We start from the raw sequence: 16303 nt of genomic DNA on the forward strand, positions 1-16303 counted from the left end.
CCCTAAATTTAAAGTACGAAGTTCTTACTAAGTTAAACTTAATAAAAACAGATTATCACCTAAAATAATTTGTTTCGTATATAACTAAGATGCACAAAAACCGAAAAGGTTGCGTCAACTTATAAAATATTTTTTCTTTTTTTTAATTCAGGGTTATTTACGTGTTATGATTCGGTTAAAAATTAAGCGTAACACCAGCTAACATATTAAAGGTTGCTTGTGGGTAATACCCCGATCCTTCTATGGTTTGCGTTTGGTTTGGCGCTGTCCACGTATCATCGTACGTGTAATAATATCCGTTAGAAATATATTTTACATCAAAAATATTATTTAATAAAACAGAAAACTGAACCGATTTAAAAACCTTTTTAGGAATCCAATTGTAGTTTAAGCTAATATCATTTACAAAATACGCATCTAATTTAGAAGCTTTGCTATCGGTATTCGCCATAAATTGCTCGCCCACAAATTTAGTTAACCACGAAACCTGAAAACCTTGTAAAGGCACAAATGTTATGGCGTTTGATGCAATAAAATCAGGTGAAAAAGCAATGTTGGTTTTACCTAAAGTTTCTATTTCTCCGTTCCAATGTGTTTTAAAATCTAAATTTTTGTTTTGCGAAATGGTAATGGCTGGGCTAATAAATACTTTTGGAAGTACTTGTACCGTTCCATCAACTTCTAAACCTAAACGGTAGCTATCTCCCACGTTTTCACGAATCGGAAAACCAACATCGTTTAACGCTCCGGTTACCACCAATTGGTTTTTATAACGCATGTAATACGCGTTTACGTTTAGTTTTACTTTATCGGTTTTAAAACGCCAGCCCAATTCAAAATCATTTAATTCTTCTGGTTTTGGATTTCCGTTTTCGTAATCGCCGCGGTTGGGTTCGCGATGTGCTTTGGCGTACGAAAAATATGCGCTGCTTTTTTCATCAAACACATAATTAATTCCTCCTTTAGGATTAAAGAAAGAAAATTTATCGTTTACTAATCCGGTTTCTAGCCCATTGGCTTTATAGGTTACAAAACGGGCTTGCATATCGGCAAACAAGCTTAAATTATCGGTTACATCGTACGTTGCTTTAGCATAAAAACTTGCATCTGTTTTTGTTGATTGATCAAAATAAAATTGTTGATCGGGTTGGCTCATAACACCTTTGCTTGTCCATAAAACACGGCCAATATGATCGCCTTGGTATTTATTAGCCGCTCCTCCAACAATTACATTCCATTTATCTTTGTTGTAGGTTCCAGAAAAAACAAATCCGTAAAAGTTATTATCTAATATTTTGCGACGAATTAAATCGGTTTCTTCAACTGCGTTACCAAAGCTATCTTTATTAAACAAGCCATATTCGACAACCGATTGGTTGGATTTATAGTTTTCAAAATAGCCATAACCTTTGGTATAATGCAGCGCAAAATGCGATGAAAAAACGTCTGACCATTGTTCTGACCAATGCAATTGGTAATGATCTTGCTTGTAATGATCAATTTCATTTTTATAAAATTGCATATTACCTTGGGCATCGTAATAAATTCCTGAGGTATTAAAACGGCGATTGGTTTTCAGCAATTCTTTATCTTCTATCCCATTCCAAGCTTGGTATGTAATTTCTTTACCACCAAAAACCAAAGCTTTAAATAATGATTTTTTAAGCTTGTACGAACCTTGTAAAAAATACGATTGTAAATCTGAAGTTGCTCGATCTATATAACCGTCTGAACTAATTTTTGATAAACGACCTGATAACTCAAAATTATCATTTAACAATCCAGTCGAGAACTTAACGGTATATTTTTGCGTGTTGTAGCTTCCGAAAGAAGTTGCCACAGAAGCTGATGCATCTTTATTTTGCACATCGGTTAGCAAATTTAAGCTTGCTCCGAATGCAGCCGAACCGTTGGTAGAAGTTCCAACCCCACGTTGCAATTGCATGTTCTGTGTGCTTGATGCAAAATCGGGTAAATTTACCCAAAAGGTACCTTGAGATTCGGAATCGTTGTACGGAATCCCGTTAATGGTTACGTTAACTCGGGTTGCATCACTACCACGCACCCTAATGCCGCTATAACCAATACCGTTACCTGCATCAGTTGTTGTAACAACCGAAGGCATGTAATTTAGCAACGTCGGAATATCTTGCCCTAGGTTGCGTTTTGCAATTTCTGTTTTGGTTAAGGTAGAATGTGCCATGGGTGTTTTATCGGTGGCGCGAATAGCCGATATAACAATTTCGTCTAAATTAGCTACCTTGGCGGTATCTTTAGGCTGATTTTGTGCTGCTACTGTTGAAGAAAACATAACAGCACACAATGGAAATAAAATTGAATTTTTCATTCGTAAAAAAATTACAAATAAAAAGGGGTCAATTACTTACTTGTGTTAAAATTAAATGATTTGTTTGTTTTTCGAGAAGAGCTCTAAAATTAGAACTAGCAAAGCGTGCACTCAATGCGCATCTCGGTGTTTCCCTTGACAGCATTATCTGCCCAGGTTCAACGGGTATGATCTCAGCCGTAACGGCACCCCTTTTGAGACGGGACAAACTTACAATTATTTTTTAATTCTTCCTAAAAACCTAAAAAAATCTTACAAATCGCTTTTTTAAACTAGAATCTGCAAAGCATTGTTATTATTTGTAAATTTGCAACATATACATAAATGCTATGATTGAAGATAAAAATCAACAACGAACTCAGCTATCTCAAGTAGGAGAAATTAGTTTAATAGAACATTTAACCCAAGGATTTGCAATAGAAAACGAATCTACCATTAAAGGAACGGGCGATGATGGAGCCGTTTTACAATTTGAAAACGAAAAAGTTGTAGTTTCGACCGATATGATGGTAGAAGGCGTTCATTTTGATTTGTCTTTTATGCCCTTAAAACATTTGGGCTACAAAGCTATTGTAAACGCCATTTCTGACTTGGCAGCTATGAATGCAACACCAACCCAAGTTTTGCTTTCGGTGGCTGTTTCTAATCGTTTTCCGGTTGAAGCTTTAGATGAACTTTTTGACGGATTTAAAACAGCAGCTAAAGTTTATAAATTAGATGTTGTAGGCGGAGATACAACCTCATCTAACAAAGGTTTAATTATTTCGGTTACTGCAATCGGAAAAGCAAACGAAGAAGATATTACTTACCGCGTTGGTGCTGGTATTAACGATTTAATTGTGGTTACTGGCGATATTGGTGCTGCCTATATGGGCTTGCAAGTTTTAGATCGTGAAAAACAAGTATTTTTGGTAAACCCTAATAACCAACCCGATTTAGAACCGTATTCGTATTTGGTAGAGCGCCAACTAAAGCCCGAAGCACGTACGGACATTAAAGAATTGCTTGAAAAAATGGAGGTAAAACCTACCAGTATGATTGATATTACAGATGGCTTAGCTAGTGAAGTGATGCATTTATGTAAGCAAGCAAACTTAGGCTGCAATATTTACGAAGATAAATTACCTTTAGATCCGCAGTTAATTAACGTTTGTGAAGAATTTAATATTAATTCTACCACGGTTGCTTTAAACGGCGGAGAAGATTTTGAGTTGTTGTTTACTGTTAAAATGGAAGATTTTGATAAAGTAAAACACAACCCGCACTTATCTATTATTGGCCACATGACCGATGTAAATTCTGGAACCAATTTGGTAACACGCGGTAACAATATTATTGGTTTAAAAGCCCGTGGCTGGGAACCAGAAAACAATGATGAAGATGCACAAGTTGTTTTATAAAAAAAAATCTCCGAATTAATTCGGGGATTTTTTTATAGCTTATAACGCGCTATTAACATAACCATTCTGGGTAAAACGTAAAAAGTTGTTTCGGAAATGTAATAATCGGTAATCGTATTCTGTACCTTTTTACTATTGCCTAATAAGTTTTGTCCTTGTATTTCAAAAATCCATGGGTTGTCTTTTTTCTGATAACGCAAACTAGCATTTAAAATATTGTAATCAGAATTACTTGCAAAGGCCGAATAATTAACAAATTTTACATACGATGCATCTACAACTAAATGCTTTAAAAAACGATAATCAGCAGATACTGAATAATTATCTGTTTTATAACTTGTTTTTTGCTGTCCATTTATTTGGTTAAAACTACGTGTATAACTTGCTTTAATGCGTGGCAAATGTTTATCAAACAACGTTCTTACTTGACCTGTGAATGCTTGCGAATTGCGATTGTATTGGTTATAAATTCCATCGATATTTTGATAATATTCGCTCCACGACAAACTGGTATTCACTTCAAATCGAACATCATGAATTACTTTAGAAACTGAACCAAAAAAACCAGCACGTTGTTCGGGTAAATTAGTCAAAACCGTGGTTGTAAATCTATTAATACCGTCGTAAGCAATTTCATTTCTACGGGCATTTTCTTTTTTTACATAATTGGCATTTAGAAAATAAGATAAGCCATGCAGCATAGAAAATTTGTTAAGGCTAGCATGCATATTATGATATTTCTCGTTGCTTTGTAAAGCATTACCTTGGTAAACGGCATTGTATGAAGTTATCATTTTACCTTCGGCTAGCTGAGCTGCTGTTGCAAACGCAGTTTGCATGTTGTAATTAAAACGAAATTTTTTTCCGCGTCCAAATTCATATTCACTCAGCCATTGCGGCAACCAAGCACCTTTACTAATTTGGTTAGTTGTTGCTTGGTTTATATCTGCTTTATATTGATGCCAATATAAACCGGGCGTGTTAATTAATTTGCCGATATAGAATTTATATTCTAAACCTACATAAAAATCGTTTAGCTTATAATGCAATACATTAAAATAACCTGTTGGTTTAAAATCATACCATTGATCTGAATTGATTTGTTGTTGTACATTGCTGTTGTAATTACTGGTTGTAAAGCTGTTTCCGATATTTACATACAAGTGATTGAGTTGATTAATAATCCAGTAATTTTTTAAAAGTAGATCGATTACTTGTTCTTTATTCGAAATTACTTGTTCAACAATTGTTTCGTCAGCAGATTGAATTGGTAAATAACTTTCTAAAAAAGGATTACTTGATAACCACGTATTTTTAGGTTTATTAAAATTATAGGTATGGTTCAGTACAAAAGTGGATAAAAAGTTTTTACTAACATCTTGATGCCATTCAAAAAACTGTTTAAAATTCGTTTCGTTTACCGATTGGCGAATAGAAAAGTCATTTGGCGAAAAACTATTAAATGTTTCTAAATGATTATTTAGATTTTCTGATCCTAATTTTAAATTGAAATTATAAAATACGCGATTTTTTTTATTGGGCTTCCAATCTAATTTTGTATTCCATAATCCTATGGTGTTTTTATCATTAGATTCTGAACTTCTAGTTTCGAACAACGCATTAGCATCGGGTTGAATGTACTCGGTATTGGTTTCTGTTAATCGATTTAAAAAAACTTTAGAAAACACCAAAAATGTGGTAACATCTACTTTTTTAGAAATAGCTTGTTGCAAGCTTGCTGCTACAAATTGGGCCTTGTTTTGTTTTACATCTTTATTTTCACTCGAAAATTTACTTAAATCACTTAACGATTTTCTTCCGCCTGGTAAAAAGCTACTTATTCCTCCTTCAAAACGTACCAAGTCAGAATAAGAAAAAATACGTTTACCCACAGTATTCGCGTCCGCAATAAGGTTTACCGTAGTTTTAGGGCTGTAATAAAACAAGGCTGCATTACCTATGTAAAATTCATTATCATTGGCTATCTCGGCTCCTGCTTCTATATCACCAAACACAAACTTTTTTTTGTTTTCTTTTAGTTTAATGTTCATTGCTAAATCTTCAGAGCTTGAAACTTTTTTTAAAAAATCAACCTCAACAAAGTTGTCAATTACTTCAACTTTATCAACGGCATCAGCCGGAATATTTTCAACTGCTAACTTGGTTCCACCACCAAAAAAGCTTTTTCCTTCTACCTGTAGTTGCGTAACTTTTTTGCCTTGCACCGTTACATCACCATTATCTTTTACCTCAACCCCTGGCAATTTTTCTAACGCATCTTTTAATTTACGTTCGTTACCGTTAACGAAACTGTTTAAATTATAAATTATGGTGTCTTTTTTTATAACAATAGGTTGGTAGTCGTAATCAATAACAATTTCGTCTAACATATTAGCTTCTGCCACTAATTTAAAATTGGCTTGCGTAATGTTATCGTTGGGGTTAATAGTAATGGTTTGCGGTTGGTAGCCAAAATTATTTACCGTAATAGCATACGCTACACGTGCATCAAGTTCTAAAATGTACTTCCCTTTTTCATCGGTTGGTGTAAACTGCATTTTTCCGTTTTCGGTTTGAGGTACAGCCATCACATTGGCATAATCTAGCGGATTATGCAACGTATCGGTAACAGTACCTTGTAGCTTGCGGTTTTGGGCTACCGCGTTTAAAAAACATAAAAAAATAAGTAAAAGCAAGTGGTTTTTTGGCATATTGACATTATTTATTAAAAAATAGCTGTATGAAAAAGCTTATTTAAGATTTTAAGAAGCATACAAAACTATTAAAAGCGACCAGTCAGTAATTATTAACCTCATTTATCTTGCATAATAGCATCCATTTCTTGTTTAATTCTTAAAAGTGCTGTTCTAAAATCTTCAGAATTATCAGGATCTATTAATTGCGTTTTAGTAGTTTTATTAAGCTCAATTGATTTTAACTTCCAATGCAAATCAGTACCATCTAAGCGATACGCTTCAAAAATTAATCCTGGTAAACCAGCATAATCGTTAGGCCCGTATGGGAAAGGAATTTCAGGACAAAACCAGGCTACAACCGGTATTTCTTTTAAAGAATAATCATCATATAAAAAACCTTGCGCCTTATAACATTTATAATTATCAATCATTTTAAACACAGTAGATATTTCCCACTTGTAGTCATTAAATGCTTTATAATAGTAATCATATTTTGTAGCACTGTATGGGCTATTTTTAAATAAAATTTTTTGCTGGGGTTTAAAAGAATAAACTTTTTTAAAAAAATCTCTTTCTGGAAACATTCTATTTCTCAAATTTCCTTCTTGTTCAAAAATGGCACCATTTGAAGTAATGTACAAAACTCCAAATGTGTTTTTGCTCGCTTCAAGAAAGTGATTTTCATAATATCTTTTTTTATGAATATTTTTAATGGTATCAGTTTCAATAGCCGAACTAAACTCATATGTGATTTTATAATTTTGCGCAAAAACAGAAAGAAAAAATACTTGAAAAAAAATTATAATAGCTTTATTCATTACTTAATATTTTGATATTCAAAATACAAAACGCATAAATACATATCCAAAAAAACAAGATTAAAGGGGAGAAACTCAGTTAAAATGCAATTACTAGTTAAAACTGAAAACATTAATTAGGGCTCTATAACTAACTTATTGTCGCATTATTTTCTGAATAGCATCGTCATAAAGTTTGTCGTACACTTCATAATGAATAGTTTTTTTAGCGTCTGGTACTGCAAAGCTTTTGGTTTTGTTTTTTTCTATAGCTTTTAGTTTCCAATGTAATTCTTTACCGTCTAATCTATAAACCTCAAAAATTAAACCTGGCAACCCCGCATAAATATATGGCCCGTACGGGAGTGCAATTGCTGGGCAAAACCAAGCTTCTATATGCTGGTTATACTGCTCATTAAAATTTTTTATAACGCCACGCGCTTTGTAACACGTAAAGCCATCTATTATTTTACTTTCTGTAGTTATTTGCCAATCGTAATCTGCAAAATTACGGTGGTGGTATAAAGCAGGTAAATTTAAAGCCGGTGAATTTATTTTGTAATGTTGTTGCTCTGACTTAGATTGATAACTGGTTGCAATATAAGGATCGGTTGTACTGAATGCATTATGTAAATCGCCTTCTTGCTCAAACAAAGCTCATTGATTAGTTACATACAAAACTCCGTAGGTATTTTTATAATTATCTTTAAAATAGGAGCTGTAATATTCTTTAACCATACCATTTTTAATATCTTCTAAATCAGTTAAATACTCAAAAGAATAAATGATTTTATAATTTTGGCTGTTTGCTGAACAAACAAGAAACAGCAAAAAAAAGTTAAAAAGTAATTTCATAAAAAGTTCTTTTTTAAGATTAGAAAACAAACAGATAAAGTATGATACAAATATGGTAAGCAACAATTAACCATCAAACCACATTACTAATCAATTTAACAACATAAAATTTATTCGTTTTTACTTTTAAAATGCCCAATTTTAGCATCAATTATTTTATCAATTTCTTGTAAGCTAACCACTGGGTAAGATGGCCATGGTATAGATTCCGTTGTATTATTTAGTAGCACTTCAGTAGCTAAAAAATTTAATTCTTTACTTGTGTATTCTAAAATAATCCCGGGTAACCCCATCGCACCATTGGGTCCAACAGAATAAGGTAAATCTTTTGCAAACCAAGCTTCAATAATGTCGGTAACTCCGGTTGCTAAGTTTGTATATTGCCCAGTTGCTTTATAACAAACATAGCCTGCAATGTTTTTCTGGTTAGTGGTAATTTTCCAATCAGGTATTTTTACTGGTACCAAATAAGGTTGGTCTATCCCTAAAATATCTGATTTAGGAAACACCATATAACCGGTTACATTTTGTAAATTATAGAAATATGAATTTACAAAATGTATTTTTTGGGGTGATTCCTCACAATAAAACCATGCCGTTTGGTTAGCAAGTACTAATGTACTTTGCTCCATATTTAAACCTACATTTTTTATGTTAGCAAACGTATTTTGATACTTTATTTGTACATTTTGTGCGTACGCAGATAAAGTAAATAGCGATAAAAATATATACAGTACTTTTTGCATTATCTAAAATTTCCGTTTTGAACATCCCTCATTTTCTTTCTCATTTCTTCCCTATAAGCCTCGTAATCGGTTCGTTCGGTAAATCTTTTCGGTGCATCAAAGTAAGTTGCAGGTACTTGCTTGTTAAACACAATTGATGTAACAATAAAACTACCGTTATTAGCTTCATCTAATTGCATAATTAATCCCGGCAAACCATTCATCTGATTCAATCCTACAGGTACAGCAATACTGGGTGCATACCAAGCAGTAATATGTTTGGTATATTCTTTTATTGTTCCGTCGGAAGCTTGATAATTGTACGTATCGACTAATGTAGCTTTGTAACAAACAATGTTGTTTATTGTTTTGGTTTCGTTTACCAATTTCCAATCTTTATTTTTTATTGGCATTTTAAAATAAAAATTACTGTATGAATCTCCAAGAAACAAAAATTGCGTACGATTTTTTATATTATAAATAATATTAGAACCTAACTTAAGTTTAGCTAAAAAATAATCTAAGTCAGAATATAAAGCAGGATTGCTTTGATTTTGGTATTTAGCAAGTTGATTAGTAAACCCAAACGTTGCTGTTATGGTTTTTAATAATTCTTGTTCTTTTTCTTGCCTTGGGCTTAGCTCTTTACCAGAAGTTGCTAACAAATACTGGTAAGTAACTTCGGTTATTTTTATTTCCTTATTATGTTGCTGCCCAAAACAAATAGTAGTAAATAATAATAATAATAAGTATCTCATAATTGAATAGTTAGAAACGACCGCTTAGAGCGGTCGTTTGATTTAGATTTAAATCTCAGCATTCGTTCCACTTGCAACACAAGTATTATAAACTTGATTATAAATTGCATCACGATCAACATCGTTTAATGGGGCACTTTGCTCTTGACTTCTATAATCATCAGTAGCATTAACAGCAGCTGCTGCCAACTCCACACAACGATAATTAGGTGAGAAGAATGCAAACACATTGGAAATAGCCATTACAAAAACAGCTGATAAAATAAATTTTTTCATAATAAATATTTTAAAAATGATTAATAACCAATAATAATAATAATAATAAAGAAAGTATATATATTACGTGTTTTATGTTAAAACTGTTACGGTTTTATACTTACAACCTTTTTAGCTTTTCCATCTCATCAAAAAAAATTTTATCAAAACTCTCATAATGTATCACATCATCCGGATCTGGTAAATTAAATACTTTCGTCTTATTTTTTTCAATGCTTTTTAATTTCCAATGCACCCCCAATCCATTTAAACGGTAAGCTTCAAAAATTAATCCTGGTAAACCAGCATAATCTTCCGGACCGTAAGGAATTGGTATTTCTGGACTAAACCAAGCTTCCATATAGTAAGGATTACCATTAACACTCTTTAAACTTCCAACTGCTTTGTAACATGTAAAACCATCGATACTTTTTTGCTCGGTAGTTATTAGCCAATTATAGTCTATAAAGTTTCGATAATAATAAGATCCTTGTTTTACTAAATTTTTATTTTTCTTAAGATAAATTCGTTGGTCTTTTTTTGATGTAAATCGCGAAGTAATAAAAGGTGCTGTACCGTAAACATTTTTTAAAGTGCCTTCTTGTTCAAACATAGTCCCTTCTGGAGTAATCCACAAAACACCTAAATTATTTTGATGCTCTGGAATAAATATAGTTTTATAATAGTTTTTTTGTTGCTGATTTTTTATGGAATCGGGATCTGAAACTAAAGAAAAAGCATAGCTTATTTTATAGCTTTGTGAAAAAACATAAAAGCAGTTTAACAGTAATATTATTAAAAGAAATTTTTTATTCATTTATTTAAAAAGTGAAAATATTTATGTAAGCAGCTTATTAATATAATTTATGTATTAACACAACCTCGAACTAATGATCTTATAATAAGCAAATACAAATGTTTAGTTATAATAAAAAAGGCAAACGGTTAATTTATTCGCTAAAAGAACATAAAACTCAAAAAGGATTGCTATTTTATTTTTTAATAAACATAATAAATACCAAATACATCCTATTACGGTTTTTTGCAGAAATACTTACGGTTTACAATAATGCATAAAAAAAACCTCTGTTTTAAAACAGAGGTTTTTAATTGTATGTACTAAAATTATAAGCTATTCATTTTTTGTAACCAATTACGCATCGAAACTTCGTTATTAATTAAGTTTCTCAATTCTGCAATAGCTACTCGATCTTGTTTCATGCTATCGCGATGGCGAATGGTAACCGTTTTGTCTTCTAATGATTGGTGATCAACCGTTATACAAAAAGGCGTTCCTAATGCATCCTGACGGCGGTAACGGCGCCCAACCGTATCTTTCTCGTCGTAAGCAACATTAAAATCCCATTTTAAGTCATTCATAATTTCTTGTGCTAGTTCTGGTAAACCATCTTTTTTAACTAAAGGTAAAACAGCAGCTTTAGTTGGTGCTAATACAGCAGGTAATTTTAAAACGGTACGTGTAGATCCGTCTTCCAACGTTTCCTCTTGTAAAGATTTAGAAAAAACAGATAAAAACATACGATCTAAACCAACCGAAGTTTCTACCACAAACGGTGTGTATGATGAATTGGTATCGTTATCAAAAAACTGTAGTTTTCTGCCTGAATGTTCTTCGTGTGCTTTTAAGTCAAAATCCGTACGCGAGTGAATTCCTTCTAATTCTTTAAATCCGAATGGGAAATTAAACTCAATATCTGTAGCAGCATTAGCATAATGCGCTAATTTTTCGTGATCGTGGTAACGGTAATTTTCTTTTCCTAAACCTAAAGACAAATGCCATTTTAAACGCGTTTCTTTCCAGTACTCGTAATATTTCATTTCTTCACCTGGTTTAACAAAAAACTGCATTTCCATTTGTTCAAATTCACGCATACGGAAAATAAATTGGCGCGCTACAATTTCATTACGAAACGCTTTACCTGTTTGTGCTATACCAAAAGGAATTTTTAAACGCCCAGTTTTTTGCACGTTTAAAAAGTTAACAAAAATACCTTGTGCCGTTTCCGGACGTAAGTACAAATCCATCGCCGTATCGGCAGATGCACCTAACTTAGTACCAAACATTAGGTTAAACTGACGAACGTCGGTCCAGTTTTTAGATCCGGTTTCAGGATCTGCAATACCTAATTCTTCAATCAACGCTTTTACGTCGGCTAAATCACCGGTATCTAAACCTTTAGCCATACGTTCTAAAATTTCTTTTTTCTTCGCTAAATATTCAACTACACGTGGGTTAGTTGCCACAAATTGCTCTTCATCAAAAGCTTCTCCAAAACGCGTGCGCGCTTTTTCAATTTCTTTTTGTGCTTTCTGAAATAACTTTTCGCAGTAATCTTCAATTAAAACGTCAGCTCTATATCTTTTTTTAGAATCTTTATTATCAATTAACGGGTCATTAAAGGCATCTACGTGGCCAGAAGCTTTCCATGTGGTTGGGTGCATAAAAATGGATGCATCAATGCCCACAATGTTTTCGTGCATTTGCACCATAGATTTCCACCAGTATTCACGGATGTTTCTCTTTAATTCAACACCATTTTGAGCATAATCATAAACAGCGCTCAAACCATCATAAATTTCGCTCGATGGAAAAATATATCCATACTCCTTTGCGTGCGAAACTACATTTTTAAAAAATCTTCTTGTTTTGCCATAATGCAAAAATATAAAATTGCCTTGTTATTAACGATTTACTATAACGAATTTTATATGTTTTTATGCATAAAATTCGTTGTAGTAAAATTAGTGTTTAATTTACGATTTATGAAATCTATATTACGTAGTATTTTACATGTAGTTTTTCCGGAGGTTTGTGCAGGCTGCAAAGCTATTTTAAACGGAAACGAGCGATTGCTTTGCAGTTACTGCCGGTATGAAATGCCTAAAACCAACTTTTTAACGCAGCCCAACAACGAAGCGTACAAAAAATTTTATGGCATTGTGCCCGTAAATAAGGTTGCCGCTTTGTTGTATTTTGAAAAAGATGGTATTACCCAGCACATTTTGCATCAATTAAAATATAAAAACCAACCCGAATTAGGTGCATTATTAGCTAATATGTTCGCAGATGCCTTGCAAGCTTCAAACTTTTTCCCAACCAATTGTTGTTTAATTCCGGTTCCGTTACATCCTAAACGATTAAAACAACGGGGCTACAATCAAATACATGCCTTTGCCAAAACTTTGGCAAAAAATCATAATCTAGAAATAAACAAAGACATTTTAGTCAGAAACTTGTATAATAAAACTCAGACCAAAAAAAACTTAACCGAACGCAATTTAGGCGAAAAACCTATTTTTGGATTAAGCGATTGGGTTACACAGGCGCAGCATTTTGTTTTAATAGATGATGTGCTTACAACCGGATCTACCTTAATACAATGCGCAAAAGTTTTACAACAAATTCCTGATGCAGAAGTTAGTATTTTAACCCTAGCTTATGCCCATTAGTTTTATTTTAAAAAATACACACCCAGCCTTGTAAAAACTTTAATTTAAAAAGTTTCGTTACAAAAAAATAAAATGGTTATTTTGTAGATTAAAACACGTACTTATGTTTAAATCAAAATATTGGTTCATTCTACTCATTTTAGTTCCAATTATTTTAACTAACTGCGCAAAACGCGGATCTATTACTGGCGGACCAAAAGATACGTTGGCTCCGGTACTAACATCAAGTTTTCCTAAAAATTACAGCAAAAAGTTTGAAGGTAAAACCATTACTTTAACTTTTGATGAATATGTAAAAGTTAAAGATGCCAACAAACAAGTTATTGTTTCGCCGCCGTTAAAAAAGCAATTAAGCATTACGCCACAAGGCGGAGCAAGCAAAACGCTAACTTTACGTTTTACTGATACGTTACAAGACAATACCACGTACAGCATTAACTTTGGAGAAAGTATTATAGATAATAACGAAGGCAATCCGTATTCTGCCTTTAAATATGTTTTTTCTACCGGCGATGTAATTGATTCGTTAAAGCTTAGCGGAACAACCTCGGACGCGCTTTCACAAACCAATGATGATTATGTAAGCGTAATGTTATACCCAGCAGAAACCTTTTCTGATTCTACCATTTACAAAGAAACACCGCTATATATTACCAATACGTTAGAGAAAAATAGCGATTTTACTTTAGATTTTGTAAAAGAAGGAACCTATTATTTAATTGCCTTAAAAGATAAAGGACGTGTTAATTTGTTTGATCCGGCGGTAGATAAAATTGGATTTCTAGACGAACCGATTACTTTTCCGGTAGATTCTACCACAACTTTTAACTTAAAAATGTTTCAGGAAATTGAACCGTTTGCTTTAAAACGTCCGGCGCAACAAAGCAACAACAAAGTTTCGTTTGGTATTGGTAAAACTAAGTTTGAAGATTTTACTATTGATGCCGAACTAAACAACAATAAAATTGAAACTCGTTTTACCCGAGTTACAGAAAAAGATTCTATTTTACTTTGGTTACCCGAATTAGAAATTCAAAAAGAAGATTCTTTAAAAATTAAGCTAAGTAATTTAGGCGAAACGTACGAGCAAGCGTTGAAGTTAAAAACCATGAAACAAACCGATACGTTGGTTGTTAACATACCAAAAAGTAGTGCCTTAAATTTTAGAGATAATTTTACCATTACTGCATCAACGCCAATAGAAACTTTTGATGCAACTAAGGTAACGCTTCTTAAAAAAGATTCAACCGCAGTTCCGTTTGAAGTTGTTCTAAATAAATTAAATAACAAAGTTGAATTACTTTTTGAAAAGCACGAAAACGAAGTACTTACCGCAACCTTTTTGCCAGAAACTTTGGTAGATTTTTACGGAAAAGCAAACGATACCATTGTAGCCAAAATAAACATTCCGGTGTACACCGATTTTGCTAACTTAAATATTACGGTAGAAAATATAAAAGAATTTCCAATCATTTTACAGCTTTTAGATAGCAAAGAAAAAGTAATTTACGAGGCATATAGCGAAAAAGAAACCGAATTTATATTTAATGCTATTGAACCTAATAAATATACGGTGCGAATTATTTACGATACCGATAAAAATGGCGAATGGACCACGGGTAATTATTTATTAAAACAACAACCCGAAGAAGTTTATTACTACCCGCAAGTAATAGATGCCAGAGCAAACTGGGAAATAAATCAAACCATTACCATACCTCAATAAAAAAAAGCAACCTAAATGGTTGCTTTTTTTATACCTTTATTTTAAAATATAAATCTTTTTATGGAAAGCAAAACACGTTGTTTTTGGTGCAGCAATCATCCGTTATATATTCAATATCATGATGAAGAATGGGGAAAACCGGTTTACGATGATGCCAAACTTTTTGAAATGTTATTGTTAGAAAGTTTTCAGGCAGGCTTAAGTTGGTTTACCATTTTAGTAAAACGCGAAAACTTTAAGCAAGCATTTTCTAATTTTGATGTACAAGCCATCGCAAAATATGGTGATGATAAAATAGCCGAATTATTACAAAACGATGGCATTATAAAAAATAAACTTAAAATAAAGGCAAGCATTACCAACGCGTTGGCTTTTATTGCAATTCAAAAAGAATTCGGATCGTTTAGTAAATACCTTTGGAGCTTTACCAACAATCAAATTGTAAACAATTCCCATATTACCAAGCAACATTTTTACGTTACCACGCCCATTTCAGATGCTATTAGTAAAGATTTAAAAAAACGCGGATTTAAGTTTTTAGGTTCAACAACCGTTTATGCGTATATGCAAGCTATCGGAATGGTAAATGATCACACCGAAGATTGTTTTGTTAGAACCGCATCCAAATAAAATTTAATTATTTCTAAAACAGTAAAATTTGCATACAGCAAATTTTATGTAGATATTGCGCAAAGCAAACAAATTATTCCTTTTTTAAACTATGGATTTTATTATGCAACCTTGGCCTTGGTATGTAGGCGGCCCATTAATTGGGATTATTATGATTTTACTAGTTTTACTAGGAAAAAGTTTTGGCTTTTCGTCAAACTTCAGAAATATCTGTTCCTTGCTTGGTGCAGGAAAATCAGTAAGCTTTTTTGATTTTGATTGGCGTGCGCAAAAATGGAACTTATTATTTGCTGTAGGCGCTATTCTTGGCGGATTTGTTGCCGTGCAGTTTTTATCTAACAACCAAGTTCCGGCAATTTCACAAAATACAATTTCGGACTTACAAGCTTTAGGTTTTGCAAGTGCAGGACAAAGTTACGAACCAACCGAAATTTTTGACGTACTAACCGTTAAAAACATTATTATTTTACTTGTTGGTGGTTTATTAGTTGGTTTTGGAACGCGTTATGCTGGTGGTTGTACTTCCGGACACGCAATTTCGGGCTTAAGCAACTTTCAGTTACCATCTTTAATTGCCGTAATTGGTTTTTTTGTTGGTGGTTTAGTTATGATTCATTTACTATTTCCTTTAATTTTTGGATAA

General features: G+C 32.8%; 14 protein-coding genes and 1 pseudogene. 5 read left to right on the forward strand and 10 right to left on the reverse strand.

The features are described 5' to 3' along the window. Positions 1-175: 175 nt before the first annotated feature. Positions 176-2347, reverse strand: coding sequence for a TonB-dependent receptor (locus K5I29_RS09820; RefSeq protein WP_264432903.1), 2172 nt, complete (start codon positions 2345-2347; stop codon positions 176-178). A gap of 329 nt (positions 2348-2676) precedes the next feature. Here K5I29_RS09820 and thiL point away from each other — a divergent pair, with 329 nt between their 5' ends. Beyond that, positions 2677-3747 carry a thiamine-phosphate kinase gene (gene thiL, locus K5I29_RS09825; RefSeq protein WP_264432904.1) on the forward strand — a complete coding sequence of 357 codons (1071 nt, stop codon included), beginning with the start codon at positions 2677-2679 and terminating at the stop codon, positions 3745-3747. 32 nt (positions 3748-3779) lie between these two features. Here the strand turns inward: thiL and K5I29_RS09830 are convergent, their stop codons facing one another. The 9 genes and pseudogenes from K5I29_RS09830 to K5I29_RS09870 form a co-directional block, all read right to left on the reverse strand. Further along, positions 3780-6458, reverse strand: coding sequence for a carboxypeptidase-like regulatory domain-containing protein (locus tag K5I29_RS09830; RefSeq protein WP_264432905.1), 2679 nt, complete (start codon positions 6456-6458; stop codon positions 3780-3782). A gap of 101 nt (positions 6459-6559) precedes the next feature. Continuing rightward, positions 6560-7261, reverse strand: a complete 702-nt coding sequence (locus K5I29_RS09835; protein ID WP_264432907.1) for a GLPGLI family protein — start codon at positions 7259-7261, stop codon at positions 6560-6562. A gap of 135 nt (positions 7262-7396) precedes the next feature. Beyond that, complete coding sequence (locus tag K5I29_RS09840; RefSeq protein ID WP_264432910.1) at positions 7397-7894, reverse strand: GLPGLI family protein; 498 nt, start codon at positions 7892-7894, stop codon at positions 7397-7399. Positions 7895-7897: 3 nt separating this feature from the next. Then, positions 7898-8095 (reverse strand): hypothetical protein, encoded by a 198-nt coding sequence (locus tag K5I29_RS09845; protein WP_264432911.1) that lies wholly within the window; start codon positions 8093-8095, stop codon positions 7898-7900. A gap of 110 nt (positions 8096-8205) precedes the next feature. After that, positions 8206-8841 (reverse strand): GLPGLI family protein, encoded by a 636-nt coding sequence (locus K5I29_RS09850; protein WP_264432914.1) that lies wholly within the window; start codon positions 8839-8841, stop codon positions 8206-8208. Continuing rightward, positions 8841-9578 carry a GLPGLI family protein gene (locus tag K5I29_RS09855; protein WP_264432916.1) on the reverse strand — a complete coding sequence of 246 codons (738 nt, stop codon included), beginning with the start codon at positions 9576-9578 and terminating at the stop codon, positions 8841-8843. Before K5I29_RS09855 ends, K5I29_RS09850 begins: the two co-directional genes overlap by 1 nt. A gap of 48 nt (positions 9579-9626) precedes the next feature. Further along, positions 9627-9854, reverse strand: a complete 228-nt coding sequence (locus K5I29_RS09860) for a hypothetical protein (protein ID WP_264432918.1) — start codon at positions 9852-9854, stop codon at positions 9627-9629. A gap of 100 nt (positions 9855-9954) precedes the next feature. Beyond that, positions 9955-10650 (reverse strand): GLPGLI family protein, encoded by a 696-nt coding sequence (locus K5I29_RS09865; protein ID WP_264432920.1) that lies wholly within the window; start codon positions 10648-10650, stop codon positions 9955-9957. A 308-nt stretch (positions 10651-10958) separates the two neighbouring features. Continuing rightward, a pseudogene (locus K5I29_RS09870) lies at positions 10959-12508 on the reverse strand (glycine--tRNA ligase). Positions 12509-12617: 109 nt separating this feature from the next. Here K5I29_RS09870 and K5I29_RS09875 point away from each other — a divergent pair. The 4 genes from K5I29_RS09875 to K5I29_RS09890 all read left to right on the forward strand — a co-directional run bounded on the left by K5I29_RS09875 (position 12618) and on the right by K5I29_RS09890 (position 16303). Continuing rightward, a complete protein-coding gene (locus tag K5I29_RS09875; protein ID WP_264432924.1) occupies positions 12618-13304 on the forward strand; it encodes a ComF family protein in 687 nt (228 codons plus the stop codon). Positions 13305-13407: 103 nt separating this feature from the next. Next, positions 13408-15030, forward strand: coding sequence for an Ig-like domain-containing protein (locus K5I29_RS09880; RefSeq protein ID WP_264432926.1), 1623 nt, complete (start codon positions 13408-13410; stop codon positions 15028-15030). Between the two features lie 60 nt (positions 15031-15090). After that, complete coding sequence (locus tag K5I29_RS09885; RefSeq protein ID WP_264432927.1) at positions 15091-15660, forward strand: DNA-3-methyladenine glycosylase I; 570 nt, start codon at positions 15091-15093, stop codon at positions 15658-15660. A 91-nt stretch (positions 15661-15751) separates the two neighbouring features. Then, a complete protein-coding gene (locus K5I29_RS09890; protein ID WP_264432929.1) occupies positions 15752-16303 on the forward strand; it encodes a YeeE/YedE family protein in 552 nt (183 codons plus the stop codon).

It is taken from the genome of Flavobacterium agricola (assembly GCF_025919725.1).
Lineage (GTDB): Bacteria > Bacteroidota > Bacteroidia > Flavobacteriales > Flavobacteriaceae > Flavobacterium > Flavobacterium agricola.